We start from the raw sequence: 26,084 nt of genomic DNA on the forward strand, positions 1-26,084 counted from the left end.
GAGGATATCTTGCTGCACACTGCCGCTGACCTGATTTCGACGGAATCCCGCCTCGGGGCGCATAACTACAAGCCGCTCGATGTGGTGCTGGAGCGCGGCGAAGGCGTGCATGTATGGGATATCGACGGCAATCGCTATCTTGACTGCCTCTCGGCCTATTCGGCCGTCAACCAGGGCCATTGCCATCCCAAAATCCTGAAAGCCATGACGGAACAGGCAGGCAAGCTCACGCTCACCTCCCGCGCCTTCCGCAATGACCAGCTGGCCCTGTTCTACGAGGAACTCGCTGCCCTCACCGGCTCGCACAAGATCCTGCCAATGAACAGTGGTGCAGAAGCTGTCGAAACCGCCATCAAGGCCGTGCGAAAATGGGGTTACGAGGTCAAGGGCGTTGCGGAAAACGCCGCAGAAATCATCGTCTGTTCGGATAATTTCCACGGCCGCACCATGGGTATCGTCGGCTTTAGCACCGATCCGTCGGCCCGCGATAATTTCGGCCCGTTCGCGCCGGGCTTCAAGGTCGTGCCCTTCGGCGATATCGACGCGTTTGCGGCGGCACTGACCCCTAACACCGTCGGTTTTCTTGTAGAGCCGATCCAGGGCGAAGCCGGAGTGATCATTCCGCCGAAAGGCTATTTCACCAAAGTGCGCGAACTCTGCACCGACAATAATGTCACGTTGATCCTGGATGAAATCCAGACTGGCCTTGGCCGCACCGGCGCCTTGCTTGCCGAAGCGCACGAGGGCATCGAAGCGGACGTAACGCTGATCGGCAAGGCACTTTCCGGCGGTTTTTACCCTGTCTCGGCGGTGCTTTCCAACAGCGATGTTCTCGGTGTGCTCAAGCCCGGACAGCATGGCAGCACCTTTGGCGGAAACCCGCTTGCCTGCGCCATTGCCCGGGCTGCTCTGCGGGTGCTCACCGAAGAAGACATGATCGAGAATTCACGCATCGAAGGCGACTATTTCCTGCAGGAGCTCAAAGGCATTCGCAGCAATATCGTGCGCGAAGTACGCGGACGCGGGCTGATGCTGGCGGTCGAACTCCATCCGGAAGCCGGCGGCGCCAACCGTTTCTGCTACGAGCTGAAGGCGCGCGGCATTCTCGCCAAAGATACTCATAGCGATACGATCCGCATTGCTCCGCCACTCGTTATCAAGCGCGATCAGGTCGATTGGGCGCTGGAGCAGTTCAATGCGGTGCTCACGAGCATGAATTAGGTTTGAGAACTGGCCGATGACACGGCCAGTCCTACATCCTCACCCGCTCGGCCTTTGGATCGTACATCGGCCGCAGTGAGGCCTCGGCCTTCACGCGCACGCCGGCTATCTCGATCTCATAGTCCGAAGCCAGCACCTGTTCGGCACTCTCATCCTTGCTGGGCACATAACCCAGTCCGATCGCCCCCCCGAGATGATGCCCGTAATTGCCGGATGTGATCGTCCCGACGATCTGGCCATCGCGGACAATCGCCTCGTTGTGAAACAGCAGCGGTTCGGCATTGCTCAGGCGGAATTGCACGAGACGGCGATCGAGCCCGGCGTCCTTCTTCCTCAATACAGCGTCGCGGCCGATGAAATCGCCCTTGTCTGCCTTCACCGCAAAGCCGAGCCCTGCCTCCAGCACATGATCTTCGTCGGTGATGTCATGGCCGAAATGCCGGAAGGCTTTTTCGATACGGCAGGAGTCCAGCGTGTGCAGGCCGCAGAGTTGCAGGCCGAGGTCCTTGCCGGCTTCTTCGATTGTCTCGAAAACATGTGCTGTCTGGTCCGTCGAGACATAAAGTTCCCAGCCGAGTTCGCCGACATAGGTCACCCGATGCGCCCGTGCCACTCCCATGCCGATTTCGATCTCCCGCGCCGTGCCAAACGGATTTGCCTCGTTTGAAAAATCATTCGGGCTGATCTTCTGGATTAGGTCGCGGGATTTCGGCCCCATCAGGCAAAGCACCGACTCCGCAGCAGTCACATCTGTGATAACCACGAACTCGTCCTTGAGATGCTTGCGCATCCAGGCAAGATCGCGCTGCAGCGTCGCCCCGGGCACCACGGCAAAAAACGCGGTCTCCGACAGCCGAGTGATAGTCAGGTCGCTCTCGATTCCGCCGCGATTGTTGAGCATCTGCGTATAGACGATGCGGCCCGGCTCGACATCGAGCTGATTGGCGCAAAGCCGCTGCAGGAAAGCCAGTGCATCACGGCCTTCGATGCGGATTTTCCCGAATGAGGTCATGTCGAACAGACCGACATTGTTGCGAACCGCGAGGTGTTCGTCGCGCTGGTTTTCAAACCAGTTCTGCCGCTTCCAAGAATAGCGGTATTCGCGTTCCTGACCATCTTTGGCGAACCAATTGGCACGTTCCCATCCCGCTACCTCGCCGAACACCGCGCCCCGCGCCTTGAGATGCTCGTGGATTGGCGAGCGGCGGACATTGCGCGACGTTGCCATCTGCCGGTAGGGAAAATGATCGGCGTAGAGCAGGCCAAGCGTCTCCGAGACCCGTTCTTTCAGATAGCGCCGGTTCTTCTGGAACGGCTGCGCCCGGCGAATATCGACCTCCCAGAGATCGAAGGGCGCTTCGCCGTCGTTGATCCACTGCGCAAGCGCCATGCCGGCCCCGCCGGAAGAGACGATACCGATGGAGTTATAGCCCGCGGCAACCCAGTAGCCGCCAAGTTCCGGCGCTTCGCCGAGATAGTAGCGGTCGTCTGGGGTAAAACTTTCAGGGCCGTTGAAGAACGTGTGAATCCCCGCAGTCCCGAGCATCGGCATACGATTGACGCCCATTTCCAGGATGGGCTCGAAGTGCTCGAAGTCTTCCTGCAACTGGTCGAAACAGAAATCCTCCGAAATACCGTTCATACCCCAGGGCTTCGCCACCGGTTCGAAAGCGCCGAGCATCATCTTGCCGGCATCTTCCTTGTAGTAGGCGCATTCGTCCGGAACGCGCAGCACCGGCAGACGCCCGAGCCCCTCGATGGCTTCGGTGACGAGATAGAAGTGCTCGCAAGCATGCAGCGGCACGGTTACGCCCGACGTACCCGCCAGATCGCGCGCCCACATCCCGGCGCAGTTTATCACGACATCGGTCTCGATCGTGCCTTTCTCGTCGCCCTGCGCCCAGGTGACTCCAGTCACACGGCCATTCTTCTTGAGAACTTCGGTCACCTTGACGTTCTCGACGATCTTAGCGCCGCGCTGCCGCGCACCCTTGGCAAGCGCCATGGCGATATTGGCCGGGTCGCACTGCCCGTCGAGGGGCAAATGCACCGCACCAACCACATCTTCGATATTAAGATGCGGGTACATCTCCTTGACCTCGCGCGGAGAAATCTCGCGCACATCGACATCGAACGCCCTTGCCAGCGATGCTTGACGGTAGATCTCGTGCTTGCGTTCTTCCGTCAGGGCGACGGTGATCGAGCCCACCTGACGCATGCCTGTGGCGACCTCGGTTTCCGCCTCGAGCTTGACGTAAAGGTCGGCGGAATATTTGGCGAGCCGAGTCATGTTCTGCGAGGCGCGCAACTGGCCGATCAATCCTGCCGCGTGCCATGTCGTGCCAGATGTCAGCTGTTTGCGCTCTAGCAAGACAATATCTGTCCAGCCCAGCTTGGCCAGATGATAGGCGACGGAACAGCCGGAGATGCCGCCACCAATGATGACGGCCCGGGCCTTGGCCGGTAGAGAGCTCATGCGCGAATTCTTTCGTTCTTGGGATCCCAAAGCGGTTGATCGGGATGGACCGTCGCCTTGAAGCGCTCGCCAAAGATTTCCACCTCGACTTCGGTGCCGGGTTCGGTGAGTTCCGTCTTCAGCATGCCGAGCGCAATCGACTTGTCGATGCGGTGGCCCCAACCACCCGACGTCGTCTCGCCGACGATATTGCCATCGTACCAAAGCGTCGACATGTAAGGCGCGTCGCAATCGCCTGCATCGACAGTCAGCGTCACGAAGCGCTTCTTCACGCCCTGCTGCTTTTCGCTTTCGAGCGCTGCCTTGCCAAGGAAATCCGGCTTTTCCCATTTGACGAAGCGTTCGAGCCCGCTTTGCAGCGGTGTGTAGTCCGTGGACAGGTCGCCCTTCCAAGCGCGGTAACCCTTTTCCAGACGCAGCGAATCGAGGGCGAACATGCCGAACGGTTTGATCCCGTATTTCTGCCCCGCCTCCCACACCGTGTCGAAAATCGCGGCTGTGTCGGCCACCTTGGTATGCACTTCCCAGCCAAGCTCACCGGCAAACGATACCCGCACCAGTTGGCAATAGCGGCCTGCAATCTGTGCCGTCTGATGCGACAGCCAGGGTTTTTCGAGATCGGCATCACAGATATCGCGGAAAAGATCGCGCGCCTTCGGCCCGGTCACGATCTGGCAGGAGAAGTCTTCGGTGACATTGCCGATGCTGATTGCACTGCCTTTCGGCAAATGGTTGAGCAGCCAGTCACGATCATGCCATTCGGCAACACCGGCAGTGATCAGAAAGAACACGTCCTCGTCGATTGCCATGATCGACATTTCAGTGACGACGCGGCCCTTGTCATCCGAGAAATAGCCAAGTCCGATACGTCCGGGCTTGGGAACGATGCCTGTTATCAACGTCGAGAGCCATGCACGCGCGCCCTCACCGCTCACCTTGAAGCGTGAGAAACCCGGCAAGTCCAGAATGCCGACTGCATCGCGCACCGCATGGCATTCTTCGCGAATACGCTGTTGCCAGGGTCCGTCGCGCAGGAATGTCTGCGTGGATTCTTCGGACGTGTCGTCGCCCGGTTGCGCGTACCAGTTGGCCCGCTCCCAACCATTATAGGCACCAAACTGCGCACCGAGCCTGGCGATGCGGTCATGGATTGGCGACAGCTTCTTGTTGCGCCCTGCCGGCCAAGTGTGGCGCGGGAAATGAATGGCGTATTCGTGCCCGTAGACTTCAACACCCTTGGCGACACAATAGTCAGGGTCGGTGAAGGCCGTGAACCGGCGCGGATCGCACGACCACATATCCCACTCCGTTGCGCCCTCCGTCACCCATTCGGCGAGGACCTTGCCCGCCCCGCCGGCCTGCGCGATCCCGAATGTGAAGACACAGGCTTCGAACGCGTTAGGAACGCCTGGCATCGGGCCGATCAGCGGATTGCCATCCGGCGCGTAAGGGATCGGACCGTTGATGATCTTCGACAACCCGGCAGTGCCAAGAATCGGAACGCGTGCGATGGCATCGTTCAGATACCATTCGAGCCGCTCCAGATCGTCGGGGAAAAGCTGGAACGAGAAATCCTCAGGCATCGGATCGTCGGACGTTGCCCAATGCGCCCGGCAATTGCGCTCATAGGGGCCGAGATTCATGCCATTTTTCTCCTGCCGGAGATAATAGGACGAGTCCACGTCGCGCAGCAGGGGCAGCTTTTTGCCGTGTTCGCGCGACCAGGCTGCGATCTCCGGGATTTCGTCGAACAGCAAATATTGATGGCTCATCACCATCATCGGTACGTCCCGGCCGAACATCCTGCCGATTTCCTGTGCGCGATAACCTGCGGCATTGACCACGTATTCGCAGCGTATGTCGCCCTGCGGCGTCGAGATGACCCACTCGTCATTGTCGCGTCTGGCACCCGTTACAGGGCAAAAGCGGATGATCTTGGCGCCCAGATCACGCGCACCCTTGGCCAGAGCCTGTGTCAATTGTGCCGGATCGATGTCGCCATCATTGGGATCGTAGAGCGCGCCTTCCAGCTCATGCGTCGCAATAAACGGATAGCGACCGTTGATCTCGTCGACCCCCAGGACATCGATATCCATGCCCTGATAGCGACCCATGCTTTTCACGCGCTGGAATTCGCGCATTCGCTCCTTGGTGTGCGCCAGCCGCAGGGATCCGGTGACATGGTAGTTCATGGGATAATCGACTTCGGCAGCCAGCCTGCGGTAGAGCTCTGCCGAATAGCGCTGCATGTTCATCACTGACCAAGAGGCGGAAAACGTCGGCACATTTCCGGCTGCATGCCATGTCGATCCCGATGTCAGCTCGTTCTTTTCAAGGAGCACGCAATCGGTCCAGCCCGCTTTGGCGAGGTGATAAAGCGACGAAACGCCAACCGCCCCGCCACCGATGATGACGACGCGCGCCGACGTTGGAAAATCAGACATATGCAGTCCCTCGTGGTCTCAATGCTATTTGATTATGGCCGTGCAATTTCATCGAGGTACCACTGGATGTACCTCAATTCATTATACTCCATCGGCGCAATCGGTCCCGGCACGAAGTAGTGCGAACGAACGCCCCGGGCAGTGTGTTCGATGATCGTCTTGTCTTCGGCCGTCGTGACCTTCCACAGCCAGGTCAGCTTTTCGAGGTCGTAGTCCTTGCCCTCTTCGGCGTCGCCGCGCACCAGCCAGATCAGTTCCATCTCACATGTGTCGACGCTCTTCGGAATGAACCGGTAGATCATGCCATGGTCCGGATAGCACACGAGGAAGCTCGTGCCGCCAAGATGGATCGACGTCACGCCGCCATCGAACTCCGAGAAGCGCCCCATCAGCGGCCCGACGGGCGAACCGTCTTCGCTGCCGCTGGAAACGCCGTCGTAGAGCGCGTAGCGGAAAGTATGAATTGTTTCCTGGCCATGCGCCGAACTCTGCCAATGATCGCCGGTCGCAATATCGATGCCAAGCGCACATGTGCGCTGTTCCATGCGCGCGTTCAGCTCAACGATCTTCTCGGCTGGCTGCTCCAGTGCATGCGTTTGCGAGTATTCAGGGTGAGCCGGGCCGCAGTGATAGCATTCGACGTAATTTTCGACGGCGAGCTTCCAGTTGGCATCAACCGGGTATGTTTCCCGGTGCGCGACCTTGGCATCCGCCCAGCCATACTGGCCGCAAGTCGTCCGTAGCGACTGTTCGACAATGGAGAAATCCAATGGTTCGTCGGCAAAGCAGATGAAGATCAGTCCCTCGGCCACCCGCACATGCAGCTTCTTCAAGCCATGGGCACTGCGATCGAAGTCCTTCGGCATCAGCCGCGCTGCTCGCAGACTGCCATCATTGGTGTATGTCCAGGCATGATAGGGACAGACGAAAAAGCGCGCATTGCCCTTCTGCTTGATACAGACCTCGGCACCACGATGGCGGCAAACGTTCAAAAAAGCATGGATCGACCCGTCTTCGGTGCGCGAAACAATCACCGCCTCGCTGTCGATCTTGAAAAGCTCGAAATCTCCGGCATTGGGGATGATGCTGGCGTGGCCGATGCAGTGCCAATGGCGCCGGAATACCCGCTCCATGTCCCGCGCATAAACGTCCGGATCCATATAGAACGCACGAACAAGCCCGTGACTGGCTTTGTGCCCGGCGATCAGGCCGTCGATTTTGTCCAGAGACGGCGCAAGTTCCGCCAAGGCTTGTTCTGCACCCATCTCATTCTCCGAAAGGATTGTTCCCGGACGCCCTGTTATTTTGACCGCGTCGCAGATTAGAATGATTCCGCATTGCGCCGCATTCAAGCGATCGTTACTCATAAAGACATGAATTATTCTCAAGCATCCAATGACAGGGTTTCCAGGCCATGATGTCGAAGCCCCGCATTCCGCCCCTCGGCACACTTCGGGCGTTCGAAGCATCCGCCCGATTATTGAGTTTCCGGCTTGCTGGAGAGGAACTTGGCGTGACGCAATCCGCCGTCAGCCACCGCATCGCCGAGCTTGAAACCATACTCGGCGTCAAGTTGTTCGAACGCCTGCCCCGTGGCGTCTCGCTGACTGACGCCGGCACGCTCTATTATCCCTATATGCGCGACGCCTTCGAAAGGATTGCGCGCGGTACAGCTCTGATTAACCGGATCGGCACGACCGACGATCTCGCGTTGGAGACTTATGCGACCTTCGCCATCCGCTGGCTGATCCCGCGGCTGACGGACTTCCGCAAGGTCAATCCCAACCTTGCCATCCGCATCGGCACCAGCCAGCTCGATTGGGAGCTGAATATCGACAGTTCGGATATCGGCATCATCCATACCACCCGGCCGGAGCGGATGAACCTGCACTATCGCCTGCTGGTCAAGGCGGAAATGCGACCCGTGTGCAGCCCGCAAGTGGCTGCGCGGATCGAGGGCGACGCGGGGGCCCACGCTCTGAGCAGGGTACCGCGCCTTGCACTTTATACCTCCCCTGAGGATTGGGGCACCTGGCTCGAGGCGGCGGGCATTGCCGACACCGCGCAGGCTGTGACATTGAAGTTCGACACCTATCTCGCTGCCCTGCAGTCAGCTCTGGATGGTCAAGGCCTTGCCGTAGCGCCGGACTTTCTGGTGGCCGACGACATCAAGGCAGGGCGGCTTGTCGCCCCGTTCCCGCTGAAAGTTCCGCAGCCCGGAGCCTGGTACATGATCTGCCGCAAGGAGCGCGTCGGTGAAACCCGCATCCGCCAATTCGAGCGCTGGTTGGTCGAGCAGTTTGGTGGGGCTACCTCCGCTTGATTCCGATCGAGCGGCCTACCCGCGCAGGTATTGGCAGCTTGGAGTGGGCTTGCTTGTAGAAGTCGAGCGTCGGCAAAATGTCATCGGGAAACGGCACGACCTTTGGACCGTTCATATCCACATGCAGCGACATTACCTCTGCGGTCGCCGCCACCCAGCCATCCTGGTGCACGATTTCATTATACGTGTGCAGACGCTTGGCATCGAAATCGATCAACTGGCTGGTGACAGTCACGATGTGATCGAGATGAATTTCCTGCACGTAGCAGATATGCACTTCGGCCGTGTAGATCGTCAGCTTGCGTTCGGCGGCATATTTCGGGCCGAAACCCAATTCGGCAAGAAACTCATCGCCGCCCCGGTCGAAAACCACGTTGTAGTACGCCATGTTCAGATGACCATTATAGTCGATCCACTCCTTTTCCATGGCAATGGGCGCGGACCGGTATAGTTGACCTTGCAAATTTTCGGCTGACATTCTGGGCTCCTGACTGGATGGCGCAACTATTCGATCGCGGGTTGAAACATGAAGTCCATGGTGCTGCTTTGTCAAAAGCGACGCTCAGTGAACAGGCCGGAAAGCGCTTGGCGGCTTGCCTTCGAAATTACGAAAGGTTCTGGTGAATGCTGACGCCGATGAAAAACCCGTGCGCGCGGCGATATCCGCCAGCGGCGATTTCGTATCGGTAATCAAGCGCCGCGCGACTTTCAACCTCAGACGAAGATAGTATCGTCCTGGCCCCTCGCCCACAGCCCTGGCAAAAATCTTCTCAAGACTTCGGGCGCTTAGGCCAGTGCGTTTGGCAATGGCCCCAATGGTCAACGGCTGTTCGATATGGCGCTCCATCAGGCGAATGGCGTCCGCAAGCTTCGGATGCACATCGTCTAGCCGTCCCAGCGAAACGAGCGGCTGCGCATCGTTCGAGGCATGCGCCCCGTCATAGATGAACACACTCGCCACATCGAGCGCGACAGACATGCCGTAGCGCGACCGGATCAGATGCAGCATGAGATCGAAGGTTGGTGACGCGCCGCCGCTGGTGAAAACCGGTCCATCGATGACGTAGCGGTCTGGTCGGATATCCGCATCGGGAAACTCTGTCGTAAACTCCTCCATGTCCTCCCAATGCGTAGTCGCCTTGCGACCTGAAAGCAGGCCCGCCCGTCCGAGCAGCCAGGAACCGGCCTCGATGCCGCCGATCATCTGATAATTGTGCACGGCACGGCGCAAATGGGCCGTGAAAGTCGTGCGCGCAATGTCAGATGTGCCAAAACCACCAACAACCAATAGGATATCGCCTTTTTCTGACGCATCGAATGAGCCAGACACGGCAATCGGCAGACCACATGTAGTCATTGTCGGTGCGCCGTCCAGTGATACAATTCGCCAGTTGAACAGGTTTACACCTGACACCCGATTCGCAGCACGCATCGGATCGATGGTTGACGCCACGCACATGAGTGAGGCGCCGCTAAAAACCACAACGGTCACTTGCAGCGGTTTGGAACTTGGCAAAAAGAGTGGCGATGCTTCGCTATTCATCAATTCCTATTCGTATATTGCAAAGCATCGCTTGGCAATCGGGGCATGATCACCGCAACAAAAATATGGGAGCACAGCTATGGGACTTACCCCCAATCGCGAAGTATTCATCACCTGCGCCGTGACCGGAGCGGGCGATACCACAGGCCGTTCCGACAAGGTTCCGGTCACGCCGCGCCAGATCGCCGATGAGTGTATCGCAGCGGCCAATGCTGGCGCGGCCATCGCACATATTCACGTGCGCGACCCCAAAACCGGCAAGGGTTCGCGCGAAGTCGCGCTCTATGCCGAAGTCGTCGAGCACATCAAGGCGTCAGGCGTCGATATGGTCCTGAACCTGACCGCAGGCATGGGCGGTGATCTTACGCTCGGCAGCGTCGAGCAGCCAATGCCGCCTTCGGCCAACGGCACCGATATGGCCGGCGCTACGGAACGCCTCGAGCACGTGGCAAAGCTGCGCCCGGAAATCTGCACGCTCGATTGCGGCACGATGAATTTCGGCGAAGGCGACTATGTCATGACCAACACGCCAGCCATGCTGAAGGCCATGGCCGCCCAGATCAAGGCGCTTGGCGTGCGACCGGAAGTTGAAATCTTCGATACTGGTCACCTGCTTCTTGCCAAGTGGCTTTACGATCAGAAATTGCTTGAAGATCCGGTCATGGTGCAGCTTTGCATGGGCATTCCATGGGGTGCCCCGGATGACATCAACACGCTGCTCGCGCTGACGAACAACCTCCCGTCGAACTGGACCTTCTCGGCCTTCTCCATCGGCCGCAACCAGATGCCCTATGCGGCAATGGCTATGCTCGCTGGCGGCAATATCCGCGTCGGACTTGAAGACAATATCTGGCTCGACAAGGGCGTTCTTGCCACCAATGGCCCGTTGGTCGAACGCGCGGTAAAAGTTGCTGAAGGCATGGGCGCTCGTATCCTCGGACCGAACGAAGTCCGCGATCGCATGAAATTGACGAAGGGCTGGTAAGAGGATCATGGCAGATATTCGCAAGGCGGCGGCAATCGGCGGCGGTGTTATCGGTGCGGGCTGGGTAGCCCGTCTCCTTCTCAATGGTATTGACGTGTCGATCTTCGATCCGGATCCGGAAGCGGAACGCAAGGTCAGCGAGGTGATGAAGAATTCACGCCGCGCCTATAAGACAATGGTGCCGGGTGGCTTGCCGAAGGAAGGCACGCTGACATTTGCCAAGACGATCGAACAGGCCGTCGCTGGCGCCGACTTCATTCAGGAAAGCGTGCCGGAGCGGATCGACCTGAAGCACAAGGTGTTGGCGGAAATTGACAAACACGCGGCTGTCGATGCCATCGTCGGCTCTTCGACTTCGGGCATTCTGCCCTCCGAAATGCAGACGGCGATGAAGCACCCGGAACGGCTGGTCGTCGGTCATCCCTACAATCCCGTCTACCTGCTCCCGCTGGTTGAAATCGTCGGCGGGAAGCAGACCTCGCCTGAAGCTGTCGAAAAGGCACGAGAACTCTATACCTCGATCGGCATGAAGCCGGTGGTCATTCGCAAGGAAATCGAAGCCTTCGTCGGCGACCGCCTGCTTGAAGCCGTCTGGCGCGAATCCCTGTGGCTGATCAAGGACGACATTACCACCGTAGAAGAGCTCGACGACATCATTCGCTATTCGTTCGGCATTCGCTGGGCGCAGATGGGCATGTTCCAGGTCTACCGCGTTGCTGGTGGTGAAGCCGGCATGCGCCACTTCATCGCGCAGTTCGGTCCCTGCCTGTCATGGCCGTGGACCAAATTGATGGACGTGCCCGAACTTGACGAGGAGCTGGTCGACAAGATCGCCAATCAGTCCGACGAACAGGCGCATGGCCTGTCGATCCGCGAGCTCGAGCGCATCCGCGACGACAATCTCGTGGCGATCATGGAAGCGCTTTCCAAGCAGAACAAGGGCAAGGGCTGGGGCGCAGGCGCACTTCACAACGATTACACCAAGCGCCTGTCGAAGCTGGCGCAGAAGCCTGCCCTTTCCAAGGCAGCCACCAAGGCGGTTGCCAGCAAGCCCAAGAAAAAGAAAGGGTAACGCTATGGATTTCGGTCTTTCGGAGGAGCAAAGGCTGATCGTCGACACGACGCGCGCCTTTGTCGAGAACGAACTTTATCCACACGAGGCGGAAGTCGAGCGCACCGGCGTCCTTCGCAAGGAACTGGCTGATGAGCTGAAGCAAAAGGCAATCGAAGCCGGGCTCTACGCCGCAAACATGCCCGAAGAGGTCGGCGGCGCCGGTCTCGATACCGTGACATGGCTGCTCTACGAAAAGGAGCTTGGCCGCGCCAACTATGCATTGCACTGGACCTGCGTCGGACGCCCTTCCAACATTCTGCTTGCCGGTACTGACGCGCAGAAGGAAAAGTACCTGTTCCCCTGCATCCGCGGTGAAAAGTCGGATTGCCTCGCGATGACGGAGCCGGGTGCCGGTTCCGACCTGCGCGGCATGAAGGCGTCCGCCGTTGAAAAAGGGAGCGATTGGGTAGTCAACGGCACCAAACATTTCATCAGCCACGCGGTCGAAGCAGATTTTGTCATTCTCTTCGTTGCATCCGGCGAGGAAGATACGCCGCGGGGCAAGAAAAAGAAGATCACCGCCTTCTTCGTCGACAAGGGTCATCCCGGTATGACCATCCGCGAGGGCTATCGCAACGTTTCGCATCGCGGCTATACCAACGCGATCATCGAATTCGACGACTGCCGCCTGCCGCAGGAACAGATACTCGGCGAAGTTCACAAGGGCTTCGAAGTCGCCAACACCTGGCTCGGGGCTACTCGTCTTCAGGTGGCGGCAACCTGTCTCGGCCGCGCCGAACGGGCGCTTGGCCACGCCATCGAGTATGCGGCACAACGCCAGCAATTCGGCCAGCAGATCGGCAAGTTCCAAGGTGTCTCGTTCAAACTCGCCGATATGGCGACGGAGCTGAAAGCCGCGGACCTCCTCACCTTCGAGGCTGGCTGGAAATTCGACCAGGGAACCGTCACGGATCAGGACATGGCGATGGCTAAGCTCAAGGCCACCGAAATGCTGGCCTTCGTCGCCGACGAGGCGATCCAGATTCACGGCGGCATGGGCCTGATGGACGACCTGCCGCTCGAGCGCATCTGGCGCGACGCACGTGTCGAGCGCATCTGGGAAGGCACATCTGAAATCCAGCGGCACATCATCTCGCGTGCCCTGCTCCGCCCGCATGGCGCGTGACGGAGCATTTGATGGCATCGCACAAGCTCGATCGTCTGTTACGACCGAAAACCATTGCTGTCTTCGGCGGTCTGCAAGCCGCCGAAGTCATCAGGCAATCCCAGAAAATGGGCTTCTCCGGCGAGATCTGGCCGGTGCATCCCAAACATGACGAAATATGCGGCCTCAAGGTCTACCGTTCCGTTGCGGATCTGCCGGGCAGCCCCGATGCTGCCTTTGTCGGCGTCAATCGCTTTCTCACACTGGATATCGTGCGTGACCTGCGTGAAGCCGGCGCGGGCGTTGCCGTTTGCTATGCCTCGGGCTTTCTTGAAGCAGGCGCCGACGATGCGGATGGCGCAAGATTGCAGGAGGAGCTCGTAGAAGCGGCTGGCGATATGCCGATCATCGGACCCAACTGTTACGGGCTGATCAATTATTGCGATGGCGCCCTGCTCTGGCCCGACCAGCATGGCGGGCGGCGGCTTGGTCAGGATGAGCGCGGCGTCGCCATCATCACGCAATCTTCGAACATTGCCATCAACATGACCATGCAGACTCGCGGTCTCCCCATCGCCCACGTCATGACGGCGGGCAACCAGGCACAGACTGGCCTGCCGGACATGGCGATTGCACTGCTCGAAGATGAACGCGTTACAGCGCTTGGCCTCCACATCGAGGCGTTCCAGTCGGCGCCAAAATTCGAACGCCTCGCCCAGCGTGCCCGCGAGCTTGGCAAGCCCATCGTCGCCATGAAGGTTGGGCGTTCGGCGCAGGCACGGGCGGCAACCGTCTCGCATACAGCTTCGCTGGCGGGATCCGATGCGGCATCGGACGCTTTCCTCAAACGGCTCGGCATAGCCCGCGTCAACTCGATTGCCTCCTTCCTCGAAACGTTGAAGCTTCTGCATGTTCACGGCCCACTCGACGGCAACACTCTCTCTTCCATGAGCTGTTCCGGTGGCGAGGCTTCAGTTATGGCCGATAGTGCCGAGGGGCGAGCGGTCACCTTTCCGGAACTGACGTCCGAGCATCGGGCGCGGGTCAAAGCCACGCTCGGAACGTTCGTCGCGGTCGCCAACCCCCTCGATTACCATACGTTCATCTGGAACAACGAGCCGGCGCTTACGGCGACATTCACCGCCATGGTATCCGGCGGCTTTTCTCTGAGCTGTCTCGTCCTCGATTTTCCGCGCAAGGATCGCTGTTCGGACGTGGATTGGTGGTCGACTGTTCGAGGCTTCGAAACCGCGCTGCGAACCAACAAGGCCAAAGGCGCCATTGTCGCCTCGCTGTCGGAAAATATTCCAGAGGAATACATGTCGGGCCTGATGGCGAAAGGCATTGCACCGCTCTGCGGCATAACCGAAGCCTTCGATGCAGCGGAAGCTGCAGCCTTCATAGGCAAGGCGTGGAAATTGCCGCTACCCCGGCCCGTGGCGGTTCTCGAGGAGCAGACAGAAGCTCCAACGCGTACCCCGGACGAAGCCGAAGCCAAGGCCATCCTCAAGAATGCCGGCCTGGCCGTGCCGGACGGAAAGCGCTGCGTTACGAGCCTTGAGGCCGTCGCCATCGCCAATGGGCTTGGCTATCCGGTCGCGCTCAAGGCGCTCGGCATCGCCCACAAGTCCGAACAGAACGCCGTTCGCCTCAATCTGAAGGATGCCGGTGCGGTCAGGGCTGCTGCCGATGATCTTGCTGGTCTTGGCTCCGGCCTATATGTCGAACGAATGGTCGAGGGCGCTATCGCCGAGCTTATCGTCGGTATCGTCGATGACGCGCAATTCGGTCCCGTCATGACCCTCGGCACAGGCGGCGTTCTGGTGGAATTGCTGCAGGATACGGCAACCTTGCTCTTGCCCTCGAGCCGCGAGGATATCGAGACGGCCCTGCGTTCGCTGCGCATGTTCCCGCTGCTCGACGGCTATCGCGGCAAGCCCAAGGCTGATCTTGACGCTGCTGTTGAAGCGATCCTGGGTATTGCGGCGTTCGCTGTGAACAATTCTGGCCGAATTGCCGAACTTGATATCAATCCGCTGCTGGTCTGCAAGCAGGGTGAAGGCGCATGGATCGCCGATGCCTTGCTGGTGACAAAGGGAGAAGTGAAATGAGCGATGTAATCAGGACGCGCCGCGAAGGCGGCATTCTCGAAGTCACGCTGGACCGGCCAAAAGCCAATGCGATTGACCTCACGACGAGTCGCCTGATGGGCGAAACATTCAAGAAATTTCGTGATGATCCGGAGCTGCGTGTCGCCATCGTGCAGACCGAAGGCGACAAGTTCTTCTGTGCCGGTTGGGACTTGAAGGCGGCAGCCGGCGGCGATGCGGTCGACGGCGATTACGGCGTTGGCGGGTTCGGCGGCCTACAGGAACTGATCGACCTCAACAAGCCCGTCATAGCCGCTGTCAATGGCATGGCGGTGGGTGGCGGTTTTGAACTCGCTCTCTCCTGCGATCTGATTTATGCCTCTGACCATTCCAGCTTTGCCTTGCCGGAAATCCGCGCAGGCACCCTTGCCGATGCCGCAACAGTCAAGCTGCCGAAGCGCATCCCCTATCATGTCGCCATGGATCTGCTGCTGACAGGTCGCTGGATGGACGTTGCCGAGGCGCACCGCTGGGGGCTCGTCAATGAAGTCCTGCCGAAAGACAAGCTCATGGAGCGCGTCTGGGAAATCGCCCGCATGCTCGAAAGCGGCCCGCCACTGGTTTTCGCCGCCATCAAGGAAGTCGCGCGTGAAGCCGAGAGCATGGGTTTCCAGGAAGCCATGAACTGGATTACCAAGCGTAAATTCCGTACAGTCGACACGCTCTACGCATCCGAAGACGGCCAGGAGGGCTTCAAGGCCTTCGCCGAAAAGCGTGAGCCCGTCTGGAAGGGGAAATGACCACCGACTATTCGACATTGATCGACGAGGAAACGTGGGCGTTCATAGAACGTACCAACAGTTTCTACTCGCCCGACGCCATCGAGCTTTCGATTGCCGAACAGCGGGAGGTTTACGACACCATGTGCCGGGCATTCTTTGCCGGCTATCCAGAGGCAGTTTCTTCGACTGACCAGTTCGTCGACAGCGGCAATCGCAAGATTCCACTGCGCGTCTACGAAAAACGTGGTGGCGATCCGGAAGCCGTCTGCCTCTACTTCCATGGCGGTGGCTTCGTCGTTGGCGGACTTGAGAGCCACGACGATGTCTGCGCCGAATTGTGCGATGGCACAGGCTTCCGCGTGATCTCGGTCGACTACAGGCTCGCGCCCGAACACCTGCATCCATCCGCATTCAGGGATTGTCTGGCGGCGTTCGAACATGTGGCTTCGAGCTCGGAACTGCCCATCGTCCTTTGCGGCGATAGTGCCGGTGGCAATCTGGCGGCTGCGGTCGTGCACCATGTGCGCCGCCACCAACGCGCACCCATTGGCCAGGTGCTCATTTATCCCGGTCTGGGCGGCGCGACCGATCAAGGCTCTTACCTGACCCACGCGGAAGCTCCCATGCTGACAACTCGGGACACGCTATACTATTTCACAGTCCGCGGCGGCGGGTTCAACTGGTCGACCGACCCGCGATTTGCACCATTGAACGACACGGATTTCGCCGATCTGCCCGCCACTGTCGTGATTTCAGCCGAATGCGATCCCCTTTCGGATGATGGCCGCCACTACCGCGACAAAATCCTGGCAGCCGGCGGCAAGGCGATCTGGAACAATGAACCCGGTCTCGTGCACGCCTACCTGCGTGCCCGCCACAGCGTGGAGCGCGCCCGCTCCAGCTTCCAGCGCATTGTGACGGCAGTACATCTGCTTGGCCAGGGCCGCTGGCCCGGCCAGCTCTAGTTTCCGGCGCTGGCCATCCGGCGGTGCCTCATCGCGGTCTCCAGCCAACCGAGCTCCATCTCCGGAACCGACGACAACAACAGATCGGTGTAATCGTCGAATGGCGGCGCCAGGACTTCCGACTTTGGACCGTAGCGAACAACCTCGCCCCGATACATCACGGCGATCGAATCGGCGATCGATTTCACTGTCGCGAGATCGTGTGTGATGAAGAGATATGCAACATTCTCATCCTTCTGCAAGGCGAGCAGAAGCTTCAATATGCCGTCGGCAACCAGCGGGTCGAGAGCACTGGTGACCTCGTCGCATATGATGAGCTTCGGCTTTGCCGCCAGCGCCCGCGCTATGCACACGCGCTGCTTCTGGCCGCCGGAAAGCTCGGCCGGATATCGATCGGCAAATCCTTTGCCCATCTCGATCTTTTCGAGGAGCTCGGCAACATGCCTGTCGCGCTCCTTACCCCGCATCTTGAAATAGAACTCGAGCGGCCGGCCGATGATCGTGCCGATCGTCTGGCGCGGGTTCATCGCGGTATCCGCCATCTGATAGATCATCTGCAACTCGCGCAGATCGTTGCGGGTACGGTTGGCCAGCTGGGGAGACAGCGTCCGCCCGTCAAAGGTGATGCTTCCTTCCATCGGCGGCAACAGCCCGGTTATCGCACGGGCCAGCGTGGATTTGCCCGAACCGGATTCACCAACGACGGCGAGCGTCTGGCCAAGATGGATATCCACCGAGACGTTCTTCAGGACCTTAACCAGCCCGCCGCCATAGGCCGCTGTAACGTTGTCCACGATCAGGATCGGCGCGTCGGTCGGGTTCTTTTGCTCATGCGGGATATGATGCACGGAGACCAGCTGGTTGGTGTATTGCTGGCGTGGTTCCTTGATGATCTGGTGCGTATCGCCGTACTCGACCTTCTTGCCATGCCGCAAGACAATGATGTCATCCGCCACCTGTGCCACGACGGCGAGATCATGGGTAATGTAAAGAGCCGCAACATTCGTGTCGCGGATCGCATCCTTGATCGAGGCCAGCACATCGATCTGCGTGGTTACGTCGAGCGCCGTCGTCGGCTCATCAAACACGATCAGATCCGGCTCCGAGCACAGCGCCATCGCGGTCATGGCTCGCTGCAACTGTCCACCTGACACCTGGTGCGGGAAGCGCTGACCAAAGGTTTCCGGATTAGGCAGGCCAAGCTTCTTGAACAGGCCGATCGCGCGTTTCTCGGCTACCGCCTTCGAGCAAATGCCGTGCAGGAGCGCCGCCTCGACCACCTGATCCATCAGCTTGCGGGCGGGATTGAAGGCTGCGGCAGCAGATTGCGCGACATAGCAGACTTCACGGCCGCGCACCTGCCGTAACAGTCTTGGCCCGCCCTTCAATATGTCGCGGCCATTGAGCAGGACTTCGCCGCCGGTAATCCGCACGCCGCCACGCCCATAACACATGCTGGAAAGGCCGATGGTCGACTTGCCTGCGCCGGACTCTCCAATGAGCCCCAGCACCTTGCCGCGCTCGACCTTTACGGAAACGTCGTCGACGATGACGACATTGCGCGGCGGCTCCCCCGGAGGATAGCTCGTCGCCTCGATACGCAGATTGCGGATATCGAGCAGGGTTCCACTTCTGTCTACGGGACGTTTGGCCATTAGCCGCGCCCTCCCTTCAAGCTGGTGGTGCGATTGAGGATCCAGTCGGCAACAAGATTAACCGAAATCGCAAGAATGGCGATAGCCGCAGCTGGGATAAGCGCCGCAGGAATGCCGAAGACGATGCCTTCCTTGTTTTCCTTGACCATGCCGCCCCAATCCGCGTCCGGCGGTTGCACGCCAAGCCCGAGAAAGGACAACGCGGAAAGAAACAACACCGCAAAAATGAAACGCAGTCCAAGTTCGGCGATCAGCGGCGTCAGTGCATTCGGTAGGATTTCCCGGAATATGACCCAAATGCGACCCTCGCCGCGCAGTTTTGCCGCCTCGACGAAATCCATCACATTGATATCGACGGCGACGGCGCGCGCCAGCCGGTACACCCGCGTGGCATCGAGCAGGCCCATCACCAGGATAAGCGTAACGACGTTGGCAGGCAGCACCGACAGCACGACGAGCGCGAAGATCAGTGTTGGAATCGCCATGATCAGGTCTACGAAGCGCGACATAAGCTGGTCGAACCAGCCACCGATAACCGCCGCCGCAAACCCCAGCACCGAGCCCAGGATGAATGACAATGCCGTCGCCATGGCGGCGATGAAAATGGTGATACGCGCGCCATAGATCATGCGTGACAGCAGATCGCGCCCCAGATTATCGGTTCCGAGCCAGTACTTTGCCGAACTTGGCTCCCACACATCGCCGACCGTTTCACCAACGGAGTATGGCGCGACCCAAGGGGCGAAGATGGCTGCGAAGAGAAACAGCGCGGTGATAATGAGGCCGATCCACGCGCTGATCGGTATGGTCTTGATATTCAGCATCTGCCGGGCCTCACTTCGGATGTCTGAGGCGGGGGTTGGAAACAATCGCCACGATATCAGCAACAATATTGAGGCTGATATAGACAGCCGCGAAAACCAGCCCACATGCCTGAACGACCGGAACGTCGCGTTTGGCAACGTGATCGACCAGATATTGACCCATGCCGGGATAGACAAAAATCACCTCGACGACGACCACGCCGACGATCAGAAACGCGAGATTGAGCATCACGACGTTGACGATCGGCGCGATGGCATTGGGGAAAGCGTGCCGCGTTATGATCTGGAATGGCGTCAGCCCTTTCAGTTCAGCCGTCTCGATATAGGCAGATTGCATCACGTTGAGGATTGCCGCTCTTGTCATGCGCATCATGTGCGCGAGAACAACAAGCGTGAGCACGGTTACCGGCAGGGCAATAGCGCTCAGGCGTTCACCAAATGGCATCCCCTCGTAGACTGTCGAGACACTTGGAAACCATTGCAGCTGCACGGCAACGAAATAGATCAGCAGATAACCGGTGAAAAATTCCGGCAATGATGTCGAGGCGAGACCAAGTCCGGATATAATCTTGTCTACCGGGCCGTTGCGATATCGCACTGCGAGAAGCCCAAGGCCGATTGCCAGCGGAACCGAAACCACCGCCGCCGCCGAAGCGAGGAACAGCGTGTTCCACAGCCGGTCCTTCAGCGATGTTGCGATGTCCTGCCCGCTGGAAAGAGCCGTGCCGAGATTGCCGGTCAGGATACCGCCAAGCCAACGGAAATAGCGAATATAGGCCGGATCGTTGAGGCCCATATCACGCCGCAAATTTTCAAGTGCTTGCGGCGTGGCGGATTGTCCGAGAATGGACTGCGCGACGTCTCCAGGCAGGATCTGCGTGCCGACGAATATCAGCACGGAAACGGCAAGGAGAAGGAGTACGCCCATCGCAATTCGCTGGGCGACCAGTTTAAGGACAGGCGTACTCATCCGCCGCGGTCCTACGCGATCAGCCAGCAGCGCGACAATGCATAACCGCCGCTCATCTCCTGATTGCCGTCCGGCACCCAGCCGCCAACCTTCTTGCTCGTCGCATCGATGAAGTCATTGAACATCGGCACGATGACACCGCCCTCATCGCGTACGATGACGTTCATGTCGCGGTACATTGCCTTGCGCTTGGCTTCATCCAATTCGCCGCGCGCCTGCAACAGCAGTTTGTCGAACTTTTCGTTGAAGAAGCGCGTGTCGTTCCAGTCGGCCTTGGAATAATAGGCCGTCGAGAACATCTGGTCCTGCGTTGGCCGGCCACCCCAGTAGGATTCCGAGAATGGCTGCTTGTTCCAAACCTGCGACCAGTAACCATCGCCAGGCTCGCGCTTGACTTCGATGGTGATGCCGGCCTTGGCAGCGCTCTGCTGATAAAGCTGCGCCGCATCGATTGCGCCGGGAAATGCAACATCGGAAGTACGAAGAAGGATGGAACCATCGTGGCCCGACTTCTTGTAGTGGAATGCCGCTTTGTCCGGATCGTATTTGCGCTGTTCGATATCGTCCGAGAACAGTGGGTATGCCTTGTTGATCGGCGTGTCGTTACCCACGGAACCGTAGCCGCGCAGAATGGTCTTCACCATCTCTTCGCGGTTCATCGCATATTTCAGTGCCAGCCGCAGATCCATGTTGTCGAAAGGCGCGGTGTTGCAGTGGGCGATGAAAACGTAGTGCCCCTTGCCCGCAACGTTCTGGATTGTAACACCCGGAACGCGCTTGACGAGATCGACGATCTTCGGTTCGACGCGGTTGATCATATGTACCTGACCGGACTGCAGAGCCGCGGTGCGGGCGGTGGCATCGTTGATGACGATGATTTCGATCTGTTCCGCGTGGCCGCGCTTGTCGCCGTCCCAGTAGTTCGGGAATTTCGTCCCGATATGGCGTACGCCTGGCTCATCTGTCACGACCTTGTATGGTCCCGTACCGATACCGGCATTCGGCTTGTCCTTGCCACCGCCCGGCTGGATCATCAGATGGTAGTCGTCCATCAGGAACGGCAGATCGGCATTGGCTTCTTTCAGTGTGAAAACAACGGTGTCACCGTCTTTCTTCACGCTCTCGATGCCGCCCATGATGCCGAGGGCGCCGGATTTCGAATTGGCATCCGAGTGACGTTCCATCGTGGCGACGACATCGTCCGGCGTCATCTCCTTGCCGTCATGGAATTGCACGCCCTTGCGGATCTTGAAGGTCCAGACCTTGGCATCATCCGAAGAGCCCCATTCCGTTGCGAGTTTCGGATTGAGTTTGCCATCGGGCTGGATCTCGACGAGCTGTTCGCCCCACTGACGGCCGAACTTGTACGGAACCTGGCTCTGCCATGTCGCGGGATCGAGACTGTCGGTGGAAGCGCCGCCCTGCATGCCGGCTTTCAACGTTCCACCCTTGACCGGACCTTCGGCAAGCGCGGCGCTCGAAAGCAGGGAGTTGGCGAAGGCCGTGGTAACGCCAAGAGCCGCGGCGCGTCCCAGGAAGTCGCGGCGCGAAAGCTTGCCAAGTGCAACCCTGCGGCTGAGATAATCGAGTTCGTTTGACATATCTATTTCCCCTTCTTCTGCTTGCGACGCCCCGGCGTCCCAATTCTGGTTTTTGTGAATTATGCGACCTGATATCCGTAAATTTCAACCCTTTAAGTTTGGTATTTAAGACGACGCTGCAGATGCAGCGTTCAAAGTCAGATGTAATTGCGTGCGATCCTCTCGGTAAAATCGCGCTCGAACACTGCGTTGTCGTTCTCGTATGCTTCGATGCGCCCGGTCAGATAGAAATTGTGCTTGTCCGAGCGCATCGTCGTGAACGTCTCGGTGCGGATTCGCCAGTTGTCGCGGCCCGAAACCTCGGTCCAATGGGTCTCGCCATAGGCGGAAAGCGGATCGTCGGCGTTGATTTCCCAGCGCTCGCGCGCAACGCCGCCATGGATCAGCCCATGATCCTTGTCCCGCGCCTCGCCGAAATCGTCTTCGATCACGAGACTGATCTTGCCTGTGACCTGATCATGTTCGATCGACCGGCTGTTGCCGCCGGCGCGCAAGGTTTCAAGCTGCCACGGCGACGCGGCTTCCGGCTCCGGAAAGCTCCATTCGTCACCTGTCGCCGGTTCCCGCGAAGGAATGCTGATTTGTCCGCCCTCTATCGTCAGGTGGACATTTTCCGGCGAGGGCCAGACCATCGGCCAATAGGACGACGAGACGGCCACCCGCAATGTATGCCCGGCCGGCATGCGATAGGCGATGTCGTCCAGCTTGAAGCTGATATCGATAGCTTCTCCCGGCACAAGCGGTTCCGGCCTGTCGTGCCCGTGGCGGTGGCAGAGATTGAATACGCCATAGGTGATGCGCGTCGACGCGCCATCTGGATGCACATCGCATAGCCGCACCGCGACCATTGCAACCGGTCTGTCGCTCGACAATTTCAAGCTGATTTCCGGCGCACCGACGATATCGATCGCCTTGTCCAGAACCGTGTCATAGCAAACAGAAAGCGCATCGTCGCGGCGCTGGTCGCCGGGCATTTCCGGTCCGAGCCAGATCGCGCAGTATTCGCCGCCCATCATGCCGCAATCCTGAGGCGACGCCACGAGGTGGGAAAATTGTCCGGCGACCTTGGATGAGAGAGATTTGTCGGCTTGCAGGTGCAACACTTCTGAGCCAATCGCCTTCGATGGCCACACCTGTTCTGCAATCCAGCGACCGGGACGTTCGGTGTACCAGCTTTTGGGACGCACCGAATCCATCAGATAGCCGCGATAGGCCGGATCGTTCTCGACGTCGGTGTCGATATCCTTGAGCCAGCGGTCCCACCAGCGCAGCGCCTCCTGCAGGAAGCCGATACGCGGCTCCGGCACGGCAAAATGCGGATATTTATGCACCCAGGGCCCGATGATGCCCTTGACCGGCGCTCTGATGCCCGCCATCAGCCGCGGTACGGCGTTCTTGTAGGCATCGCCCCAGCCGCCGACGGCCAATGTCGCTGCCTTGATCGCCGAAAAGTCCTCGCAGACCGAACCACGCTGCCAATAGGCGTCGCGCGTCTGATGGTTGAGCCAGACGGCTGGCAGGAAAGGCTCGTTGTCCAGCCGATCAAGCCACATGTCGCGCCATTTCTCGCCAGCAAGGGCCGGGTCCGGCGCGCGCGATGAATAGGCGAGCATCGTTGCGCCCCAGCCGAGATTTTCGTTCAGCAGCAGGCCGCCCTTGTAGTGGATATCATCGGCATAACGGTCGTCGGTCGAGCAGAGCGTGATGATCGCCTTCAGCCCTTCCGGTTGCAGCGCCGCCACCTGCAGCGAGTTGAAGCCGCCCCAGGATATGCCCATCATGCCGACCTTCCCGGTCGACCACGGCTGTTCGGCTATCCATTTGATCACCTCGCAGGCGTCGGCCAGTTCCTGCTCGGAGTACTCGTCCTCCATCAGCCCTTCCGAATCGCCATTGCCGCGCATGTCGACGCGCAGGCAGGCATAGCCATGGCCAGCGAAATAGGGATGCGTGAGGTTGTCCCGCGCGGTGGTACCGTCGCGTTTGCGATAAGGGAGAAATTCGAGAATTGCAGGAACCGGGGTCTGCTCGGCACCGTCTGGCATCCAGACTCTCGCCGAAAGCCGGCATCCGTCGGGCAGGATGATGCCCATATCGGCGTGCTCGTGGATATTATGCTGAAAAGTCTCGACTGTCCGCATTATCACCCTTCGCCTCATCAAAGAGTCGAAAATGGCGAATGCTCACCGGCTTTGCACCGCCGGTGATACGCGTCCCATCTTTCTCGTCTTTTGCGAGGTGTTCCTTTGCCCACACTATGCGCATCTGCTCAGCGACACGCCTCTAACACTTGCGACATAAGTCCCGTCATTTGCGCCACCACCAGAAAACACTCAACCAAGCTTCGAGGGTATCAATCTTTCCATGCGCCGGAACAGCATGACGATGATACCCGTGATTACAAGATAGCCCGCCGCCAGCAAAAGCAGCGGTTCGTAGGTAAGAAACGTGTCCTGCCTGACGCGCGATGCAACCGAGTATAGATCGACGACAGTGATGGTCGCGACCAGCGGTGTGGATTTCAGCTGCAGCACGGCTTCGCCAGCCAGCGTCGGCAGCGCCCTGTGAATGGCTTGCGGCAACCAGATGCGGCGGAAGATGGTAAAGCGCGGCATGCCGAAGGCGCGTGCCGACTCGAGCTGCCCCTTGGGAACGCCCGCAAAGGCCCCGCGCATCACCTCGCCCTCATAACCGGCATAGGACAACGTCAGGGCAAGGACGGCATAGGGCCACGCCTGCCGCAGGTAAGGCCAGAGCTCGGATCCTCTGATCCACGGATATTGCGGGAACAGCGACCCGAGACCGTAATAGAGCAGCCAGAGCTGCACGAGCAGCGGTGTGCCGCGAATGACGGTGCAGAACGCACGCGCCGGAATGGCCAGGAATGCCGGGCCGGAAGCTTGTGCCAGACCAAGCGGCACCGCCAGCAGGAAACCAAGCACGACCGTCACGACCAGTATCCAGATCGTCCGCCACAGACCCTGCAAGATCAGACTGCCATATTGCGGCAGCCAGTCCCAGCGCATGAACAACGCCGCCGAAGCCACAAGGCCCAGCCCGATAAGGATGAGCACGATACGATGTGGCGGCAGCTTGCTTGCCTGGCTGCTTGCGTCCTTTTCCTTGTGAATAGGAAAGGTTTCGATCGGAACTTCAATTTCGGTTTCGCCAAGCGCGTTAGACATCAGCGTGCCTCCTTAACCGAAGGCATGCCGCGCCGCGCCCGCTTCTCAACCCATTCAAGGATGACACTGGAGAACAGCGTGATGAACAGATAGAGAGCGCCGGCTGCGAGGTAGAACGTCATATAGGCTTTCGTCGTCCCGGCAGCCTGGCGCGTTTCCAGTGTCAGTTCGCTGAAGCCAACGACTGCCAGCAGCGCCGTGTCTTTCGTCGAAATGAGCCACAGATTGGCAAGCCCGGGCAATGCGTGGGGCAACATCGCCGGCAGTGTGATCCGGCGCATCATCAACACGGGCGACATGCCGTAGGCCCTCGCTGCCTCGATCTCGCCTTGTGGTATGGCTTGGATAGCGCCGCGAAGCACTTCCGTCGCATAGGCCCCCTGGACAAATCCCAGCACCACGATACCGGCGACGAGGCCGCTGATATCGACGCGCGGATAACCCATCCCCTCCAGGATACGGTTGATCAGGTCCGTCCCCGCATAGTAAAGCAGGATAATCATCACCAGTTCGGGAATTGCCCGTACCAGCGTCGTATAGATTGCCGCCAGGTCGCGTGCGATCGGGCCGCCGTAGAGTTTCGCGTATGCGCCGAATGTTCCGATAATCAGCCCCATGCCGAAAGCGCCGAAGGCAATCTGCAGGGACCGCACCAACCCGCGCAGAAGGTTGGCGCCCCACCCGGGCGCAACAGGCGATAGAAGATCGAACATGCCGGTAATTCCGGCCGGGATAATCGATGCGTCGGCCAAGCCGTCCTCGATTCAGCGTCAAATGCAGGTTTCGAACAATAAAAAGGCC

The 26,084-nt window shown here is 59.2% G+C and carries 20 protein-coding genes; 8 read left to right on the plus strand and 12 right to left on the minus strand.

Features of this window, described 5'->3' with window-relative positions; all coding sequences use genetic code 11:
- The first annotated feature begins 12 nt into the window (after positions 1–12).
- The gene (gene rocD / locus J2X72_RS23440) at positions 13–1,221 is read left to right on the plus strand and encodes an ornithine--oxo-acid transaminase (protein WP_310075989.1); all 1,209 of its coding nucleotides are present in this window, start codon (positions 13–15) and stop codon (positions 1,219–1,221) included.
- A 31-nt stretch (positions 1,222–1,252) separates the two neighbouring features.
- Here the strand turns inward: rocD and J2X72_RS23445 are convergent, their stop codons facing one another.
- The 3 genes from J2X72_RS23445 to J2X72_RS23455 are packed head-to-tail and all read right to left on the minus strand — an operon-like array spanning position 1,253 to position 7,406.
- Positions 1,253–3,697, minus strand: coding sequence for an FAD-dependent oxidoreductase (locus tag J2X72_RS23445; protein WP_310075892.1), 2,445 nt, complete (start codon positions 3,695–3,697; stop codon positions 1,253–1,255).
- Positions 3,694–6,141, minus strand: coding sequence for an FAD-dependent oxidoreductase (locus J2X72_RS23450; protein WP_310075895.1), 2,448 nt, complete (start codon positions 6,139–6,141; stop codon positions 3,694–3,696). Before J2X72_RS23450 ends, J2X72_RS23445 begins: the two co-directional genes overlap by 4 nt.
- A gap of 32 nt (positions 6,142–6,173) precedes the next feature.
- A complete protein-coding gene (locus tag J2X72_RS23455; RefSeq protein ID WP_310075898.1) occupies positions 6,174–7,406 on the minus strand; it encodes an aromatic ring-hydroxylating dioxygenase subunit alpha in 1,233 nt (410 codons plus the stop codon).
- 149 nt (positions 7,407–7,555) lie between these two features.
- Between J2X72_RS23455 and J2X72_RS23460 the strand changes: the two genes are divergently transcribed.
- On the plus strand, positions 7,556–8,464 hold the full coding sequence (locus J2X72_RS23460; protein WP_310075901.1) for a LysR substrate-binding domain-containing protein: 909 nt from the start codon (positions 7,556–7,558) through the stop codon (positions 8,462–8,464).
- Here the strand turns inward: J2X72_RS23460 and J2X72_RS23465 are convergent.
- Together J2X72_RS23465 and J2X72_RS23470 are read right to left on the minus strand one after the other, a co-directional pair.
- Positions 8,451–8,942 (minus strand): thioesterase family protein, encoded by a 492-nt coding sequence (locus tag J2X72_RS23465; RefSeq protein ID WP_210003630.1) that lies wholly within the window; start codon positions 8,940–8,942, stop codon positions 8,451–8,453. The two genes, J2X72_RS23460 and J2X72_RS23465, sit on opposite strands and share 14 nt — an antisense overlap.
- An 84-nt stretch (positions 8,943–9,026) precedes the next feature.
- Positions 9,027–10,010: a GlxA family transcriptional regulator gene (locus tag J2X72_RS23470; protein ID WP_405044771.1), complete on the minus strand. Its 984-nt coding sequence runs from the start codon at positions 10,008–10,010 to the stop codon at positions 9,027–9,029.
- Positions 10,011–10,086: 76 nt separating this feature from the next.
- Here J2X72_RS23470 and J2X72_RS23475 point away from each other — a divergent pair, with 76 nt between their 5' ends.
- From J2X72_RS23475 to J2X72_RS23500, 6 genes are read left to right on the plus strand one after another with little or no spacing between them, the layout of a single operon-like run.
- Positions 10,087–10,992 (plus strand): 3-keto-5-aminohexanoate cleavage protein, encoded by a 906-nt coding sequence (locus tag J2X72_RS23475; protein ID WP_210003628.1) that lies wholly within the window; start codon positions 10,087–10,089, stop codon positions 10,990–10,992.
- A 7-nt stretch (positions 10,993–10,999) separates the two neighbouring features.
- On the plus strand, positions 11,000–12,064 hold the full coding sequence (locus J2X72_RS23480) for a carnitine 3-dehydrogenase (protein ID WP_310075911.1): 1,065 nt from the start codon (positions 11,000–11,002) through the stop codon (positions 12,062–12,064).
- Positions 12,065–12,068: 4 nt separating this feature from the next.
- Positions 12,069–13,232: an acyl-CoA dehydrogenase family protein gene (locus J2X72_RS23485; RefSeq protein WP_210003626.1), complete on the plus strand. Its 1,164-nt coding sequence runs from the start codon at positions 12,069–12,071 to the stop codon at positions 13,230–13,232.
- Between the two features lie 11 nt (positions 13,233–13,243).
- Positions 13,244–15,322: an acetate--CoA ligase family protein gene (locus tag J2X72_RS23490; protein ID WP_310075916.1), complete on the plus strand. Its 2,079-nt coding sequence runs from the start codon at positions 13,244–13,246 to the stop codon at positions 15,320–15,322.
- On the plus strand, positions 15,319–16,101 hold the full coding sequence (locus J2X72_RS23495) for a carnitinyl-CoA dehydratase (protein WP_310075919.1): 783 nt from the start codon (positions 15,319–15,321) through the stop codon (positions 16,099–16,101). Before J2X72_RS23490 ends, J2X72_RS23495 begins: the two co-directional genes overlap by 4 nt.
- Positions 16,098–17,048, plus strand: coding sequence for an alpha/beta hydrolase (locus tag J2X72_RS23500; protein WP_310075921.1), 951 nt, complete (start codon positions 16,098–16,100; stop codon positions 17,046–17,048). Before J2X72_RS23495 ends, J2X72_RS23500 begins: the two co-directional genes overlap by 4 nt.
- Here J2X72_RS23500 and J2X72_RS23505 read toward each other — a convergent pair.
- The 7 genes from J2X72_RS23505 to J2X72_RS23535 form a co-directional block, all read right to left on the minus strand.
- Positions 17,045–18,703 (minus strand): ABC transporter ATP-binding protein, encoded by a 1,659-nt coding sequence (locus J2X72_RS23505; RefSeq protein WP_310075924.1) that lies wholly within the window; start codon positions 18,701–18,703, stop codon positions 17,045–17,047. The genes J2X72_RS23500 and J2X72_RS23505 overlap by 4 nt on opposite strands.
- Positions 18,703–19,527, minus strand: a complete 825-nt coding sequence (locus tag J2X72_RS23510) for an ABC transporter permease (RefSeq protein WP_210003621.1) — start codon at positions 19,525–19,527, stop codon at positions 18,703–18,705. The genes J2X72_RS23505 and J2X72_RS23510 overlap by 1 nt, the downstream gene beginning before the upstream one ends.
- 10 nt (positions 19,528–19,537) lie before the next feature.
- Positions 19,538–20,497 (minus strand): ABC transporter permease, encoded by a 960-nt coding sequence (locus tag J2X72_RS23515; protein ID WP_210003620.1) that lies wholly within the window; start codon positions 20,495–20,497, stop codon positions 19,538–19,540.
- 11 nt (positions 20,498–20,508) lie between these two features.
- Positions 20,509–22,098 (minus strand): ABC transporter substrate-binding protein, encoded by a 1,590-nt coding sequence (locus J2X72_RS23520; RefSeq protein WP_310075927.1) that lies wholly within the window; start codon positions 22,096–22,098, stop codon positions 20,509–20,511.
- Positions 22,099–22,235: 137 nt separating this feature from the next.
- Positions 22,236–24,239, minus strand: a complete 2,004-nt coding sequence (locus J2X72_RS23525) for a CocE/NonD family hydrolase (protein ID WP_310075931.1) — start codon at positions 24,237–24,239, stop codon at positions 22,236–22,238.
- A 192-nt stretch (positions 24,240–24,431) separates the two neighbouring features.
- The gene (locus J2X72_RS23530; RefSeq protein ID WP_310075934.1) at positions 24,432–25,283 is read right to left on the minus strand and encodes an ABC transporter permease; all 852 of its coding nucleotides are present in this window, start codon (positions 25,281–25,283) and stop codon (positions 24,432–24,434) included.
- Positions 25,283–25,996, minus strand: a complete 714-nt coding sequence (locus tag J2X72_RS23535; RefSeq protein WP_210003616.1) for an ABC transporter permease — start codon at positions 25,994–25,996, stop codon at positions 25,283–25,285. Before J2X72_RS23535 ends, J2X72_RS23530 begins: the two co-directional genes overlap by 1 nt.
- Between the last annotated feature and the right edge of the window lie 88 nt (positions 25,997–26,084).

Origin of the sequence: Phyllobacterium sp. 1468, from assembly GCF_031455525.1 — a bacterium.
In the GTDB taxonomy this organism is placed as follows: Bacteria; Pseudomonadota; Alphaproteobacteria; order Rhizobiales; family Rhizobiaceae; genus Phyllobacterium.